Below are 21,397 nucleotides of genomic sequence, written 5' to 3'. Positions count from 1 at the left end.
AAGCCCTTCAAGTGGACTTATAAGGGTAAAGTATTAGCGGTTTAGTGGGTATTCTATTTTCGCCGAGCTGTACTAGGGTTTGAACAGCACCGAAATCGACTAGGTAGACTTCGCCGACGCTGTTACCCGATCGATTCTTGAGTAAGATATTGCTGGGTTTAATGTCGCGGTGAATCACCGGGGGCTGTCGCTGGTGAAGGTAGGCGAGGATGTCTAATAATGCTGTGGCTAATTGTTTGACTTCGCTTTCGCTGAAGGTGCGGCCGTCTGAGAGATATTCTTGTAGGGATTTGGCTTCGATGTAACTCTGAACTAGGGCGAATCCTTTGCGGTTGGGGGTGTCGATTTCAAAGGAGTCGAGATATCGGGGAATTGCGACATGGGATAGGGATTTTAAGGTTTCGACTTCTCGCTCAAACAGTTTTAAGTCTTCCCAGTTAAAGTCGCTGCTGAATGAGAGGAGTTTGACTACTACTTGCTGTTGGGTTTTTAAGTCGCGGGCGAGTAAAGTTTGCCGTCCTGCTTGCTTGCCGAGCCGCCGATCGCACTGATAGCGATCGGCTAATATTTGTTTTGACAAATCCCCGATGTTTTGTCCGCTCATGTTCTCTTGCCCTAGAACCGATTAAACCTAGTGTAGTTGACAAAAGTGCAATAATCAGAAATGTTCGGGCTACAGCAAAAAAGTTTTTCTGTTAAAGAGCAACTGCCTTTAAGAGCCAGCGATCTCGCACAATAAAGACGCCCCTGAATAAAGCTTGAATTTAATTTTGGATTTGCTTGTAAATTGACTGCACTACGTCGAGCAGGCTCAAGACTTGCTGCCATTCGGGGGCATCGGGGTTGTAGCTTTTGGCGCGCTGAGCTTTCAAACTGTGGTGCAAGAGGGAAAGCAGCGCCTCTGGAGACTGTAAAGAATTGTCATCTTCATCTGCTGGGGTTTGGGCTGCATTTTCTTCGATATCTTCTTTAATTTTTTGTGCTCGATCCGCGAGGGCTAAAGATCGACCTGCAAGGTTTTCCGGCATTTTGGGTTGCTCGGACAAAGACGCGCTGGTTAGTTCTACCAATAGTTGGCAGACTCGATCGACCCATTCGTGATCGTTTACTGAAAAGGAACCGGATTTGAACACTTGCCCGTCAGGTCTTTGCTGAATGCTTTGTACCTTCTGGATCAAAGGGATAGCCTTAACAGTGATGTTTTCCGGGATTCTGGGGATATCTGACAGGGAGCTCCGAGCAATCTCCAGCAATAGTTGGTAAACCTGATCTACCCACTCAACATCTCCCGATTGCGAATTCCAATTATTCATAACTGACGCTAGTGGTTTTCTATATCTAAGACTAGAACATTGACTATCTGCGAAGGAAGCTCTTTTTAGGAGCCGCTAACGCTATTAAGACTTACACGGGCGGGGTGAGAAACCCGGTTTTTGATCGGATGTTTCGTCGCCTTTCTCCAAGATTTTTCTCAGAAACCGGGTAACGCTGCCGCCCGTCCTAACTATTTTTAAGCGCTTCAAATAATAGAAGTGCTAAGTTTGTTGCGGTAGGTAGTGCGAACGAAACACGTAGGGCGAAACCCCCGGCATCTCGCTTGCAAATTCAAATCCGGTTATATAACCATAATACCTGTTGGAGCTTATTTACAATTACCTCAATAGGATATTAAGGTTAATTGGTGGTGGGATGGGAGGCGCACCCCCGATCGCGATCGCCCCCACCCCGAACCCTGACGCCACCGCGAGGATTTGCTGTGGGCCACTGCTATTTTTCTGTGAGATTCCACACACCATCCCAGTTGAGTACGTCTGAAAACCCATGTTGAAATAACATACAGCGATCGACGTGCAATTTAGCTGCCTTGTTTTTCGGGTCAACTTTCAGAACCGCGTCAAATTCGCTATAGGCGTCTGTAAAAGCTTGCTTGGCTTTTGGTTCTAAGGCTTTCTTAAACTCGCTCAGCAGTTTTTTCACCCGATCGAGTCCCAGGTTTTCAAATTCCTCCTCTAACATTTCTGCAACTGTCTCGCAGGCCCGACTTTTAATTTTCGCCTGCAATAGCTGCCTGATCTCTGCCGGTTTCAGCCGCTTGATTTGGGGATTTGATGGTTCTAAGATGTCGGCTTCCAACAGCTTTTTGACTTCGCCTTCTTGCAAGTATTTAATATCGTCGGCTGATAGGGGCTTGATTTTTGCTTGCAGCATAATTTTGGCTTCGTCTTCCGAAAGATTTTTGATGCCTTCCAATTTCAGCAGTTGGATTTCTGGCTGCAACAGTACGATGAGTTTGTCTGCTTCGGACAGGTTTTTCGGGTCGTACTCTGACAGCTTTTTCAGTTGATATAACAGGTTCTTGAGTTCGTGTTCCAACTGTTGCTCTAGAGTGTAGGACAGTTTCTTAATCTCTGCCTCTGGCATTTCGGCGACATCCTTTAAGATATTTTTCACCTCACTCTCAGAGAGTCTTTGGTGGACTGGAGCTTTGTAATGTTCGCGCCCCTTCGTGTAATGTTCTATAATTTTTTCCTGTGTTTCGGTTAGTGACTTGCCCACTGGCGAGTATCCCTCGCGGATGCCGACGAGTTCGTAAACGATTACGGGTTCGCTTTTGCCTTTGACAGTAATAAAGTCGAGTTCTCGCACGTACAGCCGATCGGCATAATCTCTGTAAGTATTGTCGCTGATGATCAAGTCGGTGCCGTATTGCTTGCTGGCGCCTTCTAAGCGAGAGGCGAGGTTTACGCCGTCTCCGATCGAAGTCAATTCCATGCGTTTGCTACTACCGATGTTGCCGCTGACAACTTCATCGGAATGCACGCCCATACCAATGCCGATCGGCAATTCCCCATTCGCCACGCGATCTTGATTGAACAGGGCCAGTTTTTCCCGCATTTTCACTGCGGTTTGCATGGCGCACCAAGCATGATCCTCTAGGGGCGCTGGAGAGCCAAAAACTGCCATCAGAGCGTCGCCGATGTATTTGTCGAGAGTCCCTCCGTACTCGAATACGACATCTACCATCACTTCAAAATATTTGTTGAGCATCACTACCACTTCTTCGGCTTGCAATTTTTCCGTAAGTGTGGTATAGCTGCGAATGTCTGAGAACAGCACCGAAACGTTTTTGCGCTTACCGCCCAATCCATGATCCCCTGAAGCTAACAAAGCTTCGGCTACTTCTGGGGTCATGTAACGGTACATCAAGTTCTTGACTTGCTTTGCCTCGCTAATATCTTCCATGACGACTAACGCGCCGTTGACCTTGCTGGAGTCGCTCGCATCCGTCATAGAATTTATCGAGAGATTGATACTCTGCGATTTTGCTTCACAGGACAGCAAAACTTGATCCGGGTAATACTGCTGGCGGTCCTTATCGTCTTCTGGAGACAAAGACGCATCAAACCATTTGGCAAAATCGCCTTTTTCTAACTTAATTAACTCGCGCAAAGATTGACCTTCGGCTAATTCTGCCTCGCTGACACCCAGTAATTTTTGGGCACTGGGATTGGTCGCTACTATATTGCCTTTTTTATCTGTAGAAATCACGCCGTTAGTCAGGGCGTGCAGCATATCTTTTTGTCTTTGTTCTTGCTGTTTGACTTCGGCAAACAGTTTGGCGTTTTGTAGGGCGACTCCTGCTTGGATGTTAAACGCCTTCATAAATTCCAGGTCGTTGCGATTGAAACTGGCTTTCCACTGTTCGGGGGCGTGCGGCCAATCTTCGGGGTTATAGGGAGGGTATTCTCCTTGTTTTTTTTTGTTGACTAATTGAGTAACTCCGATCAATTTGTGGTCTGCATTAAAAACTGGCATACAGAGCATACTGCAAGTACGGTAGTCAGTTTGTTGGTCGGTTTTTTTGGAAGTTTCGGCGCGGGGGTCATCGTATACGTCAAAGGGAATCAACAGCGGTTCGCCGGATTCGGCGACGATGCCTGCAAAACCGGCTGTTCTGGGTATGCGAAGTTCTTTCACGCTGTCGGCCGTCGGGATTTTCGTCCAGAGTTCGTCTTTATCTTCATCGATCAGCCACAGGGTGCTGCGATCGGCATTCATCAGTTCTTTTGCCTGATCCATCACCCTTTTTAGAGTATCTTCTAAGTCTAAACTGCTCTGAGAAAGAGCGTTGACGGCATTCATCAGCGCCGTGGCCGCCCGTTGTCTTTGAGTTGCTGCGTAGAAAGATTTGGAAGATTCTAGAATTAGGCGAATCGAGGGAGCAAATTCTTTAAAAACTTGTTCGTCTTCTTGAGTAAATCCTGCCTTGTCAATCTGTTCCTCTAAAATACCGTAATGTTCGTGGTTGGGCTTAAGTTTATTAATCAGTTGAACGACTGCTACTAACTCTCCTGTTTCTTCGTTAATCAGGGGCATCGCCAGCATTGTATAAGTGCGATATCCTGTTTCTTTGTCAGTTTTTTTTGCGTTAGTCGAGCGGGGGTCGTTATAAAAATCATAAGGAATGTTCACCACTTTTTTTTCAGTAGCTACTTCTCCCGCAATGCCGACATGGGCGGGAAATCGGAGCTCTAGACTTTTGCCATTTTCGTCTTTAGCGACGATCGCCCAGAGTTCATTCTTTTCTTCGTCTAATAAAAATATCGTGCTGCGAGCGGCATTTAGCAATTCCCCAGTTTTGAGGGTAATCGACTGCAACATTTCGTTAAGGATGGCGTCGAATCCCTGGCTGTCAAGGATATTGTCGAGCATTCCCAGGGTTTGATTGACAACCTTAAGTTTGTCTTCTACTTCCTTAACTACTACTGTGAAACTTTGCTTATTTAGGAGATCGAGAATGCCAGAGAGGTTTCCTTGGCGCTGAATAATTGCATTGCTCCTAAATTCCGGGGGAGAATAGTGTTCCTGATGATGATTTTCACCGCCGACAACAGCGACATCAATCACGTTGTCCAGAGAAGAGTAATTGGGGGAAGATGCAGATTTCATAGACCTTTACAGAAGCTTAAGTGTAAGGGTTAGTCTCTAAGCTAAGAGAGCGGCCAAGTTCATTAGTGAGTCACCTGTCGCACAAGACTCAAGTATGCGTGAAAGTATTTCCTAGTTTACAGAACTCCGGCCACAGGCCAAGGGAAATTCAGTTTGCAGGGCTGGTGAACTGTGGGTGGGAGAGTAACGAGGCTATGGGAGGGCTGCAATCTTTTTAGAGATCGCGAATGTTGTTTAAATGGTTTATTAACTGATTGTGACATTATGCGTGCCTGGTTTAAGTAGGTTCTGCCGATCTTTGAGCCGATCGCCCGCAGGAACATGAATGCGTACTGGGGGGAGGACTGCTGAAAGAGGGGTGGCCTTGTAGGACTAGCCGCAATTGTGACACTACCAGTTGCTAGTGATGTGTGCCCTTCTCTACACAATTGTGGTTTTTAACTAGAATTTCTCTCAATTTTGCTGCTCTTAGCTTTCATCCCGTAACTAAACTCACGGGGCTTTCAGCTTTTTTTTGTAAAACTTGCGGTTGCCATTTTTAGTGTAACCTCCGGATCGGAAAAACTCCGCCTTTTGACCCCACGATCGGCTTGAGGGTCTGCTTAGGGTTTGGCCGACTGAGTTTGGCGCAATCCGGCGGCTTCGACAAGCAGGGATTCGGCGAAGGCGATGGCTTCTGTTGCTGAGCGGCCACTGGCGAGTTGGGCCAGTTCTTCGCGCCGCTGCTCACTGTTGAGGGCGGCCACTCTGACTACTGTACGTTCGACTGGTTCGGAGTTGGCTGCGGGTTCCTCAATACTTGGTTCTGCTTCGATCGTCTGTTTGTTGACGCGAAAATGAAAATCAGCCATCGCGGCGATCAGCGGCTGGTGGGTGACGCATAGAACTTGGTGTTTGTCGGAAAGTTGGTAGAGTTTTTTGGCGATCGCCCCAGCGACTCTCCCGGAGACTCCGGCGTCGATTTCGTCAAAAATCAGCGTACCGGCGCTTTCTATTTGGGAAAAACAGGCTTTGATGGCGAGCAAAAAGCGGCTCATTTCTCCCCCGGAGGCGATCGCGCCCAGAGGTTGCAGGGGTTCGCCCGGATTGGGGCTGAAACAAAAGGCGATTTGGTCGGCACCGGTAGCAGTTGGGGTACAAGGCGAGATTTCGACTTGAAACTGCACTTTTTCCATTGCTAACGGCTTAAGTTCTCCTACGAGGTGCGTTTCTAGTTTGAGGGCTGCTTCGCGCCGCAGGGTAGTGAGGTGGCTGCAAGCGTCTTTTAATTGCTCTAAAGCGGTCTGATATGCGAGTTCTAACGCTTCCATTGACTCGCCTCCTTCTAAAAGCTCGTTTAGTTCGTTTTGGATGCTTTGATAGTAGGCGATCGCTTCTTTGAGCGGCCCGTATTTGCGACAAATTTGTTTGAGTTCGCGAATCCGATCTTCTACTTCTTCGAGTCTTTCGGGATCTGCTTCTAATTGTTCGCCGTAGCTGCTAATTTGCCGGCTGGCTTCTGTGGCTTGAGCTAAAGCATCGCTGACCATTTCTAGGATTGGTTGCAACTGCACATCGTAAACCGCCATGTCGCTTAAAATTACTTCGGCTTTGCTCAACAAGTCGGCGGCTGATGCGCTGTCGCCCTCGTTTTGGTACAGGGCTTGGTGGACTTGGTAACTCTGCTGCTGCAATTCGACGACGTGGCCCAGCCGGATTGATTCGTGTTCTAGCTGTTCGAGTTCGTCGGCGTCTTCGATATGGGCTTCGCCGAGTTCTCGGACTTGGTATTCTAACAAATCAAGTCTTTGCAGTCGCTGCTGTTCCGACTGACGCCTGCGTTTGAGGGCTGTTTTGGCGTTGTTGGCTCCCAGCCACGCGGAGGTAATGATCGATCGCGCTTCAGCGAGCTTTTTGCCACCGTAGAGGTCGAGCCATTCTCGCTGGAGGGTTTCTTGTCCGAGGTGGACGGTTTGGCCTTGGGCGGTAATTTCGACCAGCCGATCGCGCAATTGCTCCATTAACTGGCGGTTGACGAGAATTCCGTTCAAGCGCGATCTGGTGCGTAGAGCACCGCTCGATGCGTTAATTTCCCGGCTGCAAACGGCTAAATTTCCGTCTATGGGTTCGATTTCTTGCTCGCCCAGCCACAGAGATGCGGCTTTGTCCAGTTCAAAGGTAGCTTCCAATATTGCCCGCGTTGCTCCGGTGCGAATCGATCGGCGATCGACTTTCCCGCCCAACACTGCATCGATCGCATCTAGGATAATCGATTTACCAGCGCCGGTTTCCCCTGTAAATACGTTCAAACTCGGCCCAAATTCTAAATCCAGGCAGTCAATTAAGGCAAAGTTTTCAATTCTCAGGGATATTAACATGGGTAATTAGTAATTAGTAATTAGTAATTACCAATTACTAATTGGTAATTAGGTAGGTGCAAATAAACATTACATGGATGAGGAGGCTGACTGCATTCCTCCTCTCGCTTATATCTCGTCATCCTGAGCTAAACTTGCCCCTACAAAATGCTTTTTGTTTTGTCGTCCCGATTTACTTAATTGGTAATTGGGATGCAATTGGGGTTTATTAACTTAAAACTAAATTATTCTATCGGGCATCTGGCTAAAGTCAAGGTTTTTCCAGGTGTTCGTAGCATTTGTTTATCCCCTTGAGTCGATGAAACCTAAGTGTTTCCAAGCAGCCGCTGTGGCAATTCTGCCCCGACTTGTCCGCTGCAAAAATCCGATTTGCATTAAGTACGGTTCATATACATCCTCAATTGTTTGAGTGTCTTCTCCTGTGGAAGCTGCGAGAGTTTCTAAACCCACCGGGCCGCCGTTAAAGTTTTCGATCATTGCTGTCAAAAGGCATCGATCAGTCCAATCCAAACCTAGCGGATCGACGTTGAACAATTCGAGTGCAACTGAGGCAACTTCGGCATTAATTGGCTTTAAGTTTTTGACTTCGCTGTAGTCTCTAACTCGTCGCAGCAAGCGGTTAGCGATCCGGGGCGTTCCGCGAGCTCGGCGGGCTATTTCTGTGGCTCCTTCTGGGGTGATTTGAGTGTCGAGAACTTGGGCACTTCTTTGGACAATTAGACTAAGTTCGTCTATTTCGTAGTAGCGCAATCTTTGGATCAAGCCGAAGCGATCGCGCAATGGAGATGTCAGCGACCCAACTTTTGTTGTTGCTCCTACTAAGGTAAAGGGTTTCAGGGGAATGCTGCGGATTTTGGCGCTTTTGCCTTGACCGATCGTAATATCTAACCGACAGTCTTCCATCGCCGGATAGAGGATTTCTTCTGTAACTTTAGATAAGCGGTGAATTTCGTCGATAAACAGCACGTCGCCTGCTTTGAGGTTGATCAGCAATCCGACAATATCTCGCGGTTTTTCTAAAGCAGGGGCGGTGGTAATTTTGCATTCAACTTCCATTTCTGCTGCTAGAATTAGCGACATTGTGGTTTTGCCCAACCCTGGAGGCCCGTAGAGTAACAGGTGATCCATAGGTTCCCCGCGAGATTTGGCGGCTGCAATTGCGATCGCCAAAACTTCTCTCAAGTCTTTTTGCCCGATGTATTCAGCTAACCGCTGGGGTCGGATTTTGTCGTCTTGTTTGCTGTTGATTTCGTCGGGAAGTTCTTGCGATTCTAGCAAAGATTCCGCCTCGGGTTTGGCCACTTTTTTGCGACGAGCCGGGGCTATGTCTTCGGGTAGATTTGGGTCGGGGGGCTGTTGTTTGGAGGAGATAATAGCCATATTTATTTGCGATCGGGCAGCGGGAAGTGTTTACAATTGTTGTTAGCAGAATCTTTAAAATTATTGAGTTCGTTATGAGTATTCCATCTTCTTTATTAGCATCGGAAAGCATAACTTTTGAGGGGGCGATCGAGCTGACTCAATCTTTACTGTCGTTCATTGATGCCGATCGACTTTTACAAGCCGACATCCAGCAAGCTGTTACATCTCTGGTGAAAACACAGAACGGTGCTAGGGGTTTTTTTGTCACCTATCTAACGGACGATGGACAGGAGGCAGATCACCCGTCACCCGGAGTAGTCGAGGCGCTGCGATCGGCTCCTGAGATCGTAGCAGAACTGCTGGTGAAAAATTTGGCGATGTCGGCGGCAATGGTTGTGCATCATTCGCGCCAGCAAAAGCAGGAAATGGCGGCCGATTCTGCTAGAGTGCAGGAGCGATCGCGCAATTTAATTCAAATCCTGCAAATGCCAGCCTGTCAAACTATAGCGTCGCAAATGCTAGAAAGTTTGCAGAGCGCCAACGGCAAGTATGAAAAATTTTTCCAGCGGTGGGGCTACGACAACGAGCAAAAACTAGCGATGGGTTCGGCAGTTCGATCGGCGATCGGCTAAAATAACCTCCCAAGGAAGAGGAAAGAAGAAAGAAAGAAGAAGCCGAAGCTAGGGTGGCAGATCCTTGATCAAAGCGGCGGGGCTGTGGAATAATTGCGGTTTAACAAAAGCTGCACAATTGTAGCTTGAGTTGATTTAGGTGTGAAGGTAGTGAACGAGGGCGAAAAAATTGCAGAGAACTGTGAAAGAAGTTGCCCAAAAGGCCCGAAGGCTGGGCCGGCGGCGGCAGGCAAGTACGCCCCGGCGGTGGGCGAAGCTGAATCTGCTGGCAACATTGGTGCGCCGGGACTTGGAATCTCAATACAAAGGCTCGATTCTGGGCAATTTGTGGCCGCTGCTGAATCAGCTATCGCAATTGGTGATTTACACTTATGTATTTTCGATCGTCCTCAAGGTAAAGCTCAGCCTTGCAGGCTTCCCAGAAAACAGCGACATTACATTTGGAGTCTGGTTGTTTGCAGGTTTGCTGCCTTGGACTGCCTTCACCAGCGGTTTGATCAAGGCGGGAGTATCCGTGGTGGGGCAGCCTAATTTAGTCAAAAAAGTGGTATTTCCTCTCGGTTTACTGCCCCTAGTGCCGATTTTTACAGCTTTTCTTGAAAGTTCTCTGGGTTTAGCAGCTTTGATTGTGATAGTAGCAGTATCGTCGCAAAAGCTCAACGCTACTTTATGCTTACTGCCGTTGGTGTGGGTGCCTCAGTTGCTGATAACTGCTGGTTTGGGATATTTGACAGCCGGCTTGACTGTATTTTTGCGAGACATTCCTCAGACATTAGGTGTTATTCTAAATTTTTGGTTTTATTTGACGCCGATCGTCTACCCAGCATCAATCATCCCCCAAGAGTGGCGAGGGTGGATATTTTGGCTAAATCCAATGGCCGCCATCTCGGAGGTTTATCGAGACCTCATACTGGTTGGAGAAGTTAAGCATTGGGGCGAATGGGGTGTCGCCACGCTAATTTCTGCTGCTATATTTTGTGGAGGTTTGGCGGTTTACCGGCGTTTGCGTCCCGCTTTTGCTGACGTGCTGTAAATTTGTGTGATATCTACAGTCAATCTAAAATCTAAAATCTAAAATCTAAAATCGATTGTGCTGTAAATATGTTTGAGATTTCAAGTCAATCTAAAATCTAAAATCTAAAATCTAAAATCGATTGACTGCCGCCAATGACAGAAAATGTAATTTCACTAAAAAATGTTTCCAAATGCTTTAAGCGGTACGATCGTCCAGGAGACCGCTTAAAGGAAATTATTTACCCCAGCAAAAAACTGGCTGACGAATTTTGGGCCCTACACGACATTAATCTGGAAATTCCTCAAGGACAAACTCTGGGAATCGTCGGTCGCAACGGTTCGGGGAAAAGCACTCTCCTGCAAATAATTGTGGGAACCCTGACTCCTACCGCAGGAAGCGTGGATGTTAAAGGGCGAGTCTCCGCTTTGTTGGAACTCGGAAGCGGGTTTAACCCGGAATTTACCGGGCGACAAAATGTGTTTTTTAACGCTCAGTTACTGGGATTCAATCAAAAAGAAACTGAAGAAAAGTTTGACGATATAGCTGCTTTTGCTGATATTGGCGATTTCATTGAACAGCCAGTCAAGACTTATTCTAGCGGTATGTTTGTCAGGCTAGCTTTTGCCGTTGCGACTAGCGTCGAGCCAGATATTTTGGTGGTTGACGAGGCGCTTTCGGTGGGCGACGAAGCTTTTCAACGCAAGTGTTTTGCCCGCTTGCAAAGCATTCAGGAAGGTGGGGGAACGATTTTATTTGTTTCTCACGCTGCTACTTCTGTGGTGCAACTTTGTACCTCGGCGATTTTAATGGATAGCGGTGAATTGCTGCTCGCTCACACGCCGAAGGTGGTAATTTCTAAGTATCAAAAGCTGATTTATGCCGATCCGGATCAGGTTCTGGGGTTGAAGTCAGATATTCGAGCTCTGAACCAACTGACAAAACAGGAAAGTCAAGACCAGCTTCAGGAGGCTAATTTAGAAAGCACAAAGAGGGAAGTTAAACCAGAGCAACATCTCTCTAAACCCAAGGAATATTATGATGAATTTTACGATCCGGGGATGATACCGTCCAATACGGTAAGGTATCCGTCTCGCGGAGCGGAAATTATCAACCCCCACATCGAGACGCTGAAGGGAAATGTGGTAAATCACTTGATCGGTCGTCAAGATTATATTTATACTTACTCTGTCACTTTCTCCCGGTCAACTTCCAAAGTTAGGTTTGGAATGTTGATTAAAACAATTAGCGGTTTTGAGTTGGCGGGTGCTTCTTTGAAGGCTTCTACTCAGTCAGTTAGGTATGTGGAAGCGGGAACGACAATTGTAGTTAAGTTTAATTTTAAATGCTTGCTGAATCCCGGGGTTTATTTCTTGAATGCTGGCGTTGTGGGAACGGTAGATGGAGATTTAACTTATCTGGATCGCTGTGTTGATGTGGCGATGTTTAGAGTTCAGTCTTGTACTGAGTCCTGCGGTAACGGCATCGTTGACTTGCTGATAGAACCGTGTTTAACTGTTGTTAATGCTGATTCTCTAGTGAAAGAGCAGTCAACAGAGGTTATCTAAAATTCTGTAAAAACAATGAGCGATATCAATTTAGATTTAGTCGAAAATCCCGTAATCAAAGCATTTATTCAAGATCAAGCTAAGTTTCCCGAAAATTTTAAACTGAATATCTGCGAAGACGATGAAATGTATTTGTTCAGCTTGAACAACGTCAAAGACGATCGCGATCGGGCTTTGGTGCGCTATTACTCGATCGGGCGTCGCATCTTAGATACGGTTAAACAAGTTGTGGAATGGCATTTTGGCAGTTTTGAAAAAGTACCGTCTTTTCTAGATTTTGCCTGCGGTTACGGTCGATTTACCCGGTTTTTGATTCAGGAAATACCGCCGGAAAGAATTTGGGTTTCGGATATTTATGCTAACGCGGTTAAGTTTCAAACTGAATACTTGGGCGTCAACGGTATTGTCTCAACTGGAAAACCAGAAAATTATTTAATTGACCGAAAGTTTGACTGTATTCTGGCTAATTCTTTTTTCAGTCATATGCCGGAAAGAACTTTTACAAGTTGGTTACAAAATTTGTACGATTTGTTGACTCCTAACGGCATTTTGATGTTCAGCGTTCACGATGAGTGTTTGCGCCTAGCCAATATAGAAATGCCGGCTAATGGTATTTTGTTTAGTCCTCAAAGCGAAAGCCAGTCTTTAGATAAGGAGGAATACGGCACAACTTATGTAACTGAAAAGTTTGTGAGAGAATGTGTCGAGAAAATTAGCGGAGGCAAAGCTTTTGTTCACCGCATCAAAAAAGGCATATGCAGGTTTCAGGATTTGTATGTTGTCACAAATGAGTTAGTTAGAGATTTTTCGGAGTTGAAATTCCATCATCATCCGGAAGGATATATTGATGTTGCTGCTTTCACGAATAAGGAGAATTTGTATCTGGAAGGATGGGTAGCTGATGTGAACCTCGACGGTCGAATTGAGGAGCTGCAAGTGCTGGTAAACGGCGAGGTTGTACAGAGGTGCGAGCCTTTTTACGATCGCCCTGATGTGGCTGGATATTTTGAAACTGATGGGGCTTTGCAGTCGGGGTGGAGCTGTTATTTACCCAAAAACACTGTGGCGCTGCAGGATGTGTTAATAGTCAAAGCAATCAATAACTATGATTTGGAATGGATTCTGGAAACTTGCACTGTTAAATCGCTGGTTAACCAAAGACAATCGCAGTCTTTGTTGGGGTCTACTCAGACAAAACTCAAATTACTTGAGACTCAGTTAGAGTCGACTAGGATAGAATCGGAGCAAAATCAAAGTAAGTTAATGATTACTGAAACAAAGTTGGAAGAATCTCAAACCAGTTTGCAAGAAGCTCAAACTAAATTAGTTTCAGCTCAAACGCAATTGGAGCAAACTCAAAATCAGTTAGTATCTGTGCAAATGCAGTTGGAGAAAACAGAATATCAGCTAATTAATCTCAAGCAAGAACTAGAGCAAGCGAAGTGTCGAGTTTTAGCAATGGAAAGCAGCAAGTTCTGGAAGATCAGAAGCGCGTGGTTTCAAGTCAGGCGCTCCCTGGGCTTAGCGGGAGAGTAGCGAGTAAATTTGGTGTGGGAATTAGGGCGAGGGAGATAAATTGTGAGTACAAATGACAGCAAACCGTCGGTTTTTATTGTTACCGGAATGCACCGTTCCGGTACGTCTTTAACAGCTTCTTTGTTTCAGAAAGTCGGGGTTGATATTGGCAAAAAGTTAGTGGGGCCGGCAGACGGAAATGTCAAAGGTCATTTCGAGAATGTTGATTTTGTGGAGTTTCACAAAAGTGTTTTGCGATCGCACGGTATTGATGAACTCGGATGTACGTTGGAAAAAACGATTCCCGTAGCAGCAGAATACGTGGAAATCGCCAAACGGGCGATCGACCAAAATCAACAAACTCATAAACATTGGGGTTGGAAAGACCCACGAACCGCCCTTTTTTGGGATTTTTGGCTGACTTTGCTCCCCGAAGCTAATTTTATCTGTGTTTATCGATCGCCCTGGGAAGTAGTCGATTCCCTTTACCGCCGAGGAACCGATTTCAGCTTGCTGCAAAATCCCGAAATGGCAGTAAAAATGTGGATTCACTACAATCAAAAAGTTTTAGAACTTTACGAACGTTTCCCCCATCGCTGTCTCCTAGCCAACGTTTACCCGATAGGCAACACTCCTGAACTTTTCCTCGATCGAGTCAACGAAAAATTTAACGTTAACTTAGGTGCGATACCGGGCGACAATTTTGAAGAATCTTTATTAGTCAACGATATTGTCAAAAGTCACAGACCGAGTTTAATAGAAAAATATTTTCCCGAAGCATTAGAACTATATGAACTTTTGGAAACCCAAGCTGGCAATCTGAGCAGCGAATCGAAAGATGTGAGCGCTCAAGTTATTCATTTCCCAGCATCTCCAATCTGGCCATTTGAAGAGTGGCTAAAAATCCGCTTGCTGGAAAAACAGCAAAAAACCAGCTCTTCCGAACTCAAACAGTGGCAAGAACAATTTCACCATGCCCAGGCAAAAGTTTTGGGATTAGAGACAGAATTAGGAGCAACTCAAGTACAGCTTGCCGGCCAAGAATCAAATTTTCAAGAAGCTTTAGCAAAACTCCTCGGATTAGAAGCAGAATTAGGCGAAACTCAGGTACAGCTTGCAGGCAAAGAATCGCAATTTCAAGAAGCTTTAACAAAAGTATTAAAATTAGAAGCAGAATTAGGCGAAACTCAGGTACAGCTTGCAGGCCAAGAATCGCAATTTCAAGAAGCTTTAGCAAAACTCCTCGGATTAGAAACAGAATTAGGACAAACTCAGGTACAGCTTGCAGGCAAAGAATCGCAATTTCAAACAGCTTTAGCGAAGGTATTAGAATTAGAAGCAGAATTAGGGCAAACTCAGGTACAATTTGAAGAGACTGAATTTATATTGCAGCAAAAGTTAGCTGAGTTAATTCAGCTAGAAACAGCACAAACTCAAAATCAGGAAAGATTAAAGGATACTCAGGAAAACTTAGAACACTCCCGGCAGGAAAATGAAATTTTTCGGGCAGAACTTGCTATAATCAAGTCTTCAATATGGTGGCAAGTGAGAGAAAAGTTGTGGGAAGTTCAGCGCAAAATCCGCGACTTGTTCCCTAAATTTATTTTTTCGTTAGATCAACCCACTACTTGGCAAGTTTGTGATTCTCGCCTGCTAATTGTCGGCTGGGTTTTTAACCAAAAAAGAGAGACTACAGCAGTCCGCGCTAGAATTAAAGACCAGAGTTTCGCAGGCGTTTACGGGATAGATAGAAGTGATATAGCGCTAGCACACTCTAATATTCCGGCTGCGAAGAAATCAGGTTTTACAATTCAATTGAAAGCGCCTGCTGGACGGCACGAAGTGCTACTGGAAGCGCAAGATGAACGAGGTAAATGGCATTTATTGGCAGCTTATCCGTTGTTAGTTTCAACGATTCAAGCATCGTTAGATGTACCAGTGGTGTGGGAACAGCGTCAGGGTCAAATTTTGTTTGCAGGTTGGTGCTGCCACCACGATCGCAAAATTGCTAAATTAAGCTTGTTGTGCGGCGATACTTCTGTAGAATGCGCCTACGGTTTGCGGCGAAAAGATGTCGGCGAAGTGTTTCCTGACTGGGTTAACAGTTCGGAAAGCGGTTTTGAGGCCCTTGTCGATTTGCCTCCGGGCGAATGGCACGTTTCTCTGCAAGCTGAGTTAGAAACCGGGGAAATTTTGTCTTTTCAAGCGCCGAAAAAATTGACTGTGCGGCGCTACCATATCTGGCAGCGAAGTGCAGATAAGTTTGAGGAGTTATCAAGGTTTACAGCCGCAATTCAGCAGCGGGCGAGGGAAAGAAAACAGCGTCTCGGCAGAATTGTGCCGATGCCTTGGGAAATTGTGAAAGTGCTCCGCCAGTTAGGGAAGATTTATCGGCAGCAAAAACAGTTTACTGCGCCTGGGGAATTGCTGCCGCCTGCGGGTTTTGTGGTGCCTAAACCTATTGATAGATATGACGCTTGGCTGGAGGTGAATCAATGGAACGATCGCGCGCGCGATTACTTGATTTCTCGGTTAACATCCTGCCGGGAACCGCTGCCCAAAATTTCGGTAGTAATGCCAGTTTACAACCCGCAGATAGATTTTCTCGAAAGTGCGATCGACAGCGTAATCAATCAAGTTTATGCAAACTGGGAACTCTGCATTGCCGACGATTGCAGCACCGATTTCACTGTTGCTGACACTTTGAAAAACTGGGTTCAAAAGGACGATCGTATCCGCATCACATTTCGCACAGAAAACGGCAACATCAGCGCAGCCACCAACAGCGCCGCCGCCCTCGCAACAGGCGACATCATCCTGTTTTTAGACAACGACGACGAACTCACTCCCGACGCATTAGGCGAAGTCGCCCTATATTTTGCCTCATATCCAGCCACCGATTTTCTCTATTCCGACGACGACAAAATCGACACCAAAGGTCGCCGATTCGCCCCGCAATTCAAACCACAATGGTCGCCGGAACTGCTGCTTTCCTATATGTATCTTGGTCATTTATGCGCCGTAAAAAAACACATTTTTGAACAAATAGGCGGTTTGCGGATAGGTTTAGAAGGCTCGCAAGATTACGATTTTGCCTTGAGAGCAACCGAGGTTTCTCGCCACGTAGCGCACCTGCCGTTAGTGCTCTATCACTGGCGAACCGCACCCGGTTCTACCGCCATATCTGGTGCCGCGAAACCTGCCAGTTTTGCCGCAGGTCAAAAAGCCATTCAAGACGCACTAAACCGCCGCAAAATTAACGGCAATGTCGCTCAGCACGCATGGGCGATTAAAGAAAATTTGGGCATATTTGCCCAGGATTTCCCGGATAACGGCCCATCAGTAACGGTAATTATTCCTACTAAAAATCAGCTCAAATTGCTGAAAGCCTGTCTGGATTCTCTAGAAACTACAACCTATAAAAATTATCAAGTAGCCGTTATCGACAACGAAAGCGACGAACCTAAAACTCTGGAATATTTAAAGCAATTAAATTGCCAAGTTTTGCGGATAAAAAATTCTGACGGCAAGTTTAGTTTTGCAGCAATTAACAACCGCGCTGCCGAACAAGTGGATAGCGAATATGTTTTGTTTTTGAACAACGATACTGAAGTAATTAACCCGCGCTGGCTGAGTCAAATGGTGGGATACGCTCAAATCCCTGGCGTGGGTGCAGTCGGCGCGAGGCTGTTATATCCCGACGGCCGAATTCAGCACGCGGGCGTAATTCACGGGCTGCATCACGGCTTGGCGGGTCACGCTTTTAAGCTGATGGACAAGAATAATCGAGGCTATCTTTCTCAAGCGATGGTAACGCGAAATTACTCTGCGGTAACAGCCGCTTGCACGATTACTCCGCGTCAATTGTTCTTAGAATTAGGCGGTTTTGATGAAGAGAATTTTGCTGTTGCTTACAATGATGCAGATTACGGATACCGGCTGTTAGAACGGGGTTATCGGTGCGTATATTGTCCCGATGCGGAGTTGTTGCACAAAGAGGGAACTTCTAGGGGTTTTACCGACAATCCTCAAGAAGTGGCGGCTTTTAGGCGTAAGTATGCGGGCAAAAATGACAGTTTTTACAGTCCTCACTTGTCTTTAGAAGATGAGTATTTTCATATTCAACCTCGACGGGTTTTTATGAAGGGAGAAGGTTCGGCAACGGATTTTGTAACGGATGTAACGGATGTAACGGATGTCAGAAATAAGGAAGAATTAGAAAGTGCTGAGTGTGGTTTGTTATCAGTAGCAAACAGTTCTATACATCCTATCAACCTTTTGATGTGCAGCAATTCGCTGGATTTCACTGGTGCGCCGCTGCATCAGTACGAAATCGCGGTGAAGTTGGCGGCTGAGGGTGTGATTAAGCCGATCGTACTTTGCACAACAGAGGGGCCCCTGCGTCAAGCTTACGAACAGCAGGGAATTGAAGTAATTGTGCGCGACAATCCTCTCGAACACATCTACCAGCGCGATGCTTATGATCAAGCCATCCGCAGTTTTAGCAAAGAAATGGAAAGTTTAAAAGTAGATGCAATTTATGCCAATACTTTAGAAAACTTTTTTGTAGTTGATGCGGCGCGGCAAATCGGAACTCCTACAGTGTGGAACGTGCACGAAAGCGAACCTTGGCAAACTTATTTTAACAGGTTTGGTTCGGAGATTGCGGCGAGAGCTTTAGAGTGTTTTCGCTTTCCTTACAAGGTGATTTTTGTGGCGGATGCAACGCGGGACAGGTATTTACCTCTCAACAGCCACCACAATTTTACAGTGATTCACAACGGCTTAGATTTGAGCAAACTGGAAAATTCGGACAATTCTGAATGGGCTAGAAAAACTTTAGGTGTTGCAGCGGAAGATGTGGTAATTTTGCTGCTGGGAACGGTATGCGAACGCAAAGGACAGCAGGATTTAGTTAAAGCACTTTCACTTTTACCTGACAAATGGCACAATAAAATTAGGTGTTTTATTGTGGGCGATCGCCCGAGTATTTACAGCAATAAATTAGCCGATTTGGTGGGGGAATTGCCCCAAGAGTTGCGGCAAAGGGTGACAGTAGTACCGGAAACTGGGGAGACGGGAAAATATTACAAAGCGGCTAATATTTTTGTTTGCACTTCTCGCGTCGAAAGTTTCCCAAGAGTGATTTTGGAGGCGATGGCCTGGGATTTGCCAATTGTTACATCGCCAGTTTTTGGGATTAAAGAACAAGTGAGGCCGGGAATTAATGGTTTGTTTTATACGCCCGATCGCCCGGACGAATTAGTTGCAGCTTTGATTAGTTTATTGGAGGATAAATCTTTGCGGCAGCAGTTAGCTGAAAACGCTAAATATGTCTTGGATTCACTTAATACTTTTGAGGAAATGACTCAAGCTTATGCAGATATTTTCTGGGAAGCATATTTCAGCAGTCATTAGTCATCTTACAATGTCAGCGTCCCGCCCAGCCAAGCGCAGTAAATCAACTCGTAGGCTTGGGGCAGGATTTGATATAATTTGCCAAGACTTGCGGAACATATTTAAAATTGAGCCATCAATACTATAAAATAATCAAAAATGAACGATGAAAAAATGACCGATCGCCCAAGAGTAGATTATGAAAGAGCATGGGACAGTTACGCCCAACAGTGGCAAAAAACTAATGCCGAACTTGCCCATATTGGCGACGAATGGATAGGTAAAGCTGCCGGTGCCGCTAACTCCCTAGCCGAATACGAAGCGCTGATAGAACAGCAATTTATTGCACCGTACATCAAAAAAGAACATACGGTTTTAGAAATTGGTATCGGCGGCGGAAAAACTGGTTCGTTGTTGCTGAAATATTGCGATCGACTAATTTGTGCAGACATTTCCAGTCAAATGCTGCAAGCCGCGCGATCGCGCTTGGGAGACGATCGCGTTTCTTACGTCAAACTCGACGGTTTAACATTAGACGGCATCGCTCCAGGTTCAGCCGATGTCTGCTTTTGTTACGATACAATGGTACACGTAGAGCCTGTAGATATATTCAACTACCTGACTCGAATTCCAAAACTGCTGCGGGGCGATCGAATTTGCGTGTTTCACCACACAAATATTTTTAGCGAATTAGGATGGCAAAAATTCGCAAGCGAGTGGGACAAAAACTTGCTAGGGCACAGAGACGGCACAGCATTTTCAGTTATGACTGATACAATTATGGAAAAATTTCTCCATCATTTAAACTATGAAATCATCCTGAAAAATACATCTTCAGTACCGCGAGATTGTGTCTGGATCTGCAAAGCACCAACTCCCAATGAATAAAATCACAGCTTTTTAGCCGCCTCAAAATATTTTCTTCCCACTAACAACAGTCAACAGTCAACAGTCAACAGTCAACAGTCAACAGTCAACAGTCAACAGACAACTGACAATGAAAGCATTATTTCTCCATCCCAACTTCCCCGCCCAATACCGCCACATTATCACGGCTTTAGGCGCCGATCCCAAAAATCAAATTGTTTTCGGCACTAAAAACGAGCGCCCAGAGTGGAACATTCCCGGCGTTCGCAAAGCAGCATTTACCCCCAGCCGGGAACCCCACGCGCAGACTCACCAATACGTCCGCCCTTTAGAAAGTGCCGTCATTTACGGACAAGCCGTATTTAGAATGGCAGAACAACTCAAAGCAGACGGTTTTGTACCCGATATTATCTGCGGACATTCCGGTTGGGGGCCGACATTATTTGTCAAAGAAGCTTTTCCAAATACCCCGCTTTTGTGTTATTTCGAGTGGTTTTATCATGCTATTGGTTCCGACGCAGATTTCGATCCAGCAGAACCTTTAACAGTGGATGATATGGCCAGAATTAGAATCAAAAATGCGCCGATTCTGATCGATTTATATTCTTGCGATTGGGGTTTGTCGCCCACTTATTGGCAGCGATCGCAATTTCCGCCAGAACTACAACAAAAATTATCCACACTCCACGACGGCGTAGATACCGATTACTTCAAACCAGACCCCGGTGCTAAACTGGTTTTGCCTAACTTAGACTTGTCTGGCGTTGATGAAATTGTCACCTACGTATCGCGGGGAATGGAACCTTACCGAGGTTTTCCCGAATTCATTGAGTCGATCGCCTATGTACAAGAACGCCGCCCCAACTGTCACGTCGTAATCGTTGGTTCAGAAAGAGTTTGTTATGGGCGTTCTTTACCCAACGGCGAGTCTTACAAAGACCATATGCTCAAAAAAGTGCCGCTAGATTTGTCGCGAGTTCACTTTGTCGGCCCCCTACCTTACGGACTGTATTTAAAAGTAATTCAAGCATCCGATGTACACGTTTATTTGACCAGACCTTTTGTGCTATCTTGGTCGATGATTGAATCTCTATCAACCGGATGTTTAGTAATCGGTTCCGACACTGGGCCAGTCAGAGAAGTTATCCGCGATGGAGAAAACGGTTTGCTAGTCGATTACTTCTCACCAAAACAAGTAGCCGATCGCATTGATGAAGTTTTAGACCATCCTACCCGCATGGCAGAAATTCGCATCAAAGCCCGTCAAACCGCCCTAGAACGCTACAGTTTAGCTAAAATGCTGCCGCAACATTTACAACTAATTGAGCAAGTAGCCAATCGTTCCATGCCGCCTACAGTTGGTATGGAACCAGAACGGGAATTAGCAGCATCTTTTGCAGTGAGAATTTAGTAATAAAGTTAGTCAGGACTACGGGCTGCATAATAGCGGGATGATTTTGATTTTTTTGTGGGATGGGCGTCCCGCCCGTCCGGCTTATTTTCCGGCGTTGCATAATGGAAAGCAGTCCGTTAATCCCTTCTAGGCTAGTCGCAAACTAACTTCGAGATCAATAATTTAGGCGCTGCATAATAGCGGGATGATTTTGATTTTTTTTGTGGGATGGGCGTCCCGCCCGTCCGGCTTATTTTCCGGCGTTGCATCCCGCATTCCGCAGATATTTAAGCAGAGGTAAAGCAAGATAGATTCGGCAACAATAAACTCCCAAACGATTGCCG

General features: G+C 45.9%; 12 protein-coding genes. 7 read left to right on the top strand and 5 right to left on the bottom strand.

All coding sequences use genetic code 11. The features are described 5' to 3' along the window. Window positions 1-7: 7 nt before the first annotated feature. The 5 genes from QUA74_RS26560 to ruvB all read right to left on the bottom strand — a co-directional run bounded on the left by QUA74_RS26560 (window position 8) and on the right by ruvB (window position 8,687). Window positions 8-604, bottom strand: coding sequence for a protein kinase domain-containing protein (locus QUA74_RS26560; RefSeq protein WP_333334952.1), 597 nt, complete (start codon window positions 602-604; stop codon window positions 8-10). Between the two features lie 160 nt (window positions 605-764). Continuing rightward, window positions 765-1,313 (bottom strand): inorganic pyrophosphatase, encoded by a 549-nt coding sequence (locus QUA74_RS26555; protein WP_333334950.1) that lies wholly within the window; start codon window positions 1,311-1,313, stop codon window positions 765-767. 454 nt (window positions 1,314-1,767) lie between these two features. Then, window positions 1,768-4,950: a GAF domain-containing protein gene (locus tag QUA74_RS26550; protein WP_333334947.1), complete on the bottom strand. Its 3,183-nt coding sequence runs from the start codon at window positions 4,948-4,950 to the stop codon at window positions 1,768-1,770. A 602-nt stretch (window positions 4,951-5,552) separates the two neighbouring features. Continuing rightward, the gene (gene recN / locus QUA74_RS26545) at window positions 5,553-7,307 is read right to left on the bottom strand and encodes a DNA repair protein RecN (RefSeq protein WP_333334944.1); all 1,755 of its coding nucleotides are present in this window, start codon (window positions 7,305-7,307) and stop codon (window positions 5,553-5,555) included. 282 nt (window positions 7,308-7,589) lie between these two features. Beyond that, window positions 7,590-8,687, bottom strand: coding sequence for a Holliday junction branch migration DNA helicase RuvB (gene ruvB, locus QUA74_RS26540; RefSeq protein ID WP_333334942.1), 1,098 nt, complete (start codon window positions 8,685-8,687; stop codon window positions 7,590-7,592). 74 nt (window positions 8,688-8,761) lie between these two features. On the opposite strand from ruvB, the gene QUA74_RS26535 reads away from it, so the two are divergent. From QUA74_RS26535 to QUA74_RS26505, 7 genes are all read left to right on the top strand, one after another. Further along, a complete protein-coding gene (locus tag QUA74_RS26535) occupies window positions 8,762-9,301 on the top strand; it encodes a hypothetical protein (RefSeq protein WP_333334939.1) in 540 nt (179 codons plus the stop codon). A 181-nt stretch (window positions 9,302-9,482) separates the two neighbouring features. Further along, complete coding sequence (locus QUA74_RS26530) at window positions 9,483-10,334, top strand: ABC transporter permease (protein WP_445251671.1); 852 nt, start codon at window positions 9,483-9,485, stop codon at window positions 10,332-10,334. A 134-nt stretch (window positions 10,335-10,468) separates the two neighbouring features. Next, window positions 10,469-11,881, top strand: a complete 1,413-nt coding sequence (locus QUA74_RS26525; protein ID WP_333334936.1) for an ABC transporter ATP-binding protein — start codon at window positions 10,469-10,471, stop codon at window positions 11,879-11,881. A 15-nt stretch (window positions 11,882-11,896) separates the two neighbouring features. Then, entirely contained in the window at window positions 11,897-13,417 is a 1,521-nt protein-coding gene (locus QUA74_RS26520; RefSeq protein ID WP_333334934.1) for a methyltransferase, read from the top strand. A gap of 42 nt (window positions 13,418-13,459) precedes the next feature. Continuing rightward, window positions 13,460-18,814 (top strand): glycosyltransferase, encoded by a 5,355-nt coding sequence (locus QUA74_RS26515; protein WP_333334932.1) that lies wholly within the window; start codon window positions 13,460-13,462, stop codon window positions 18,812-18,814. Between the two features lie 138 nt (window positions 18,815-18,952). Then, window positions 18,953-19,681, top strand: a complete 729-nt coding sequence (locus QUA74_RS26510) for a class I SAM-dependent methyltransferase (protein WP_333234976.1) — start codon at window positions 18,953-18,955, stop codon at window positions 19,679-19,681. A gap of 109 nt (window positions 19,682-19,790) precedes the next feature. Continuing rightward, entirely contained in the window at window positions 19,791-21,071 is a 1,281-nt protein-coding gene (locus QUA74_RS26505; protein ID WP_333203476.1) for a glycosyltransferase family 4 protein, read from the top strand. Window positions 21,072-21,397 lie beyond the last annotated feature (326 nt).

This window comes from Microcoleus sp. LAD1_D3 (genome assembly GCF_036702135.1).
Taxonomy (GTDB): Bacteria; Cyanobacteriota; Cyanobacteriia; order Cyanobacteriales; family Microcoleaceae; genus Microcoleus.
This window is presented reverse-complemented; position numbering and strand designations above follow the sequence as displayed.

Coding starts and splice junctions, on each gene's coding strand:
- QUA74_RS26550 (WP_333334947.1), bottom strand. CDS start 4,950: ATGAAATCTGCATCTTCCCCCAATTACTCTTCTCTGGACAACGTGATT.
- QUA74_RS26555 (WP_333334950.1), bottom strand. CDS start 1,313: ATGAATAATTGGAATTCGCAATCGGGAGATGTTGAGTGGGTAGATCAG.
- QUA74_RS26560 (WP_333334952.1), bottom strand. CDS start 604: ATGAGCGGACAAAACATCGGGGATTTGTCAAAACAAATATTAGCCGAT.
- QUA74_RS26525 (WP_333334936.1), top strand. CDS start 10,469: ATGACAGAAAATGTAATTTCACTAAAAAATGTTTCCAAATGCTTTAAG.
- QUA74_RS26505 (WP_333203476.1), top strand. CDS start 19,791: ATGAAAGCATTATTTCTCCATCCCAACTTCCCCGCCCAATACCGCCAC.
- recN (WP_333334944.1), bottom strand. CDS start 7,307: ATGTTAATATCCCTGAGAATTGAAAACTTTGCCTTAATTGACTGCCTG.
- QUA74_RS26510 (WP_333234976.1), top strand. CDS start 18,953: ATGAACGATGAAAAAATGACCGATCGCCCAAGAGTAGATTATGAAAGA.
- QUA74_RS26520 (WP_333334934.1), top strand. CDS start 11,897: ATGAGCGATATCAATTTAGATTTAGTCGAAAATCCCGTAATCAAAGCA.
- QUA74_RS26535 (WP_333334939.1), top strand. CDS start 8,762: ATGAGTATTCCATCTTCTTTATTAGCATCGGAAAGCATAACTTTTGAG.
- ruvB (WP_333334942.1), bottom strand. CDS start 8,687: ATGGCTATTATCTCCTCCAAACAACAGCCCCCCGACCCAAATCTACCC.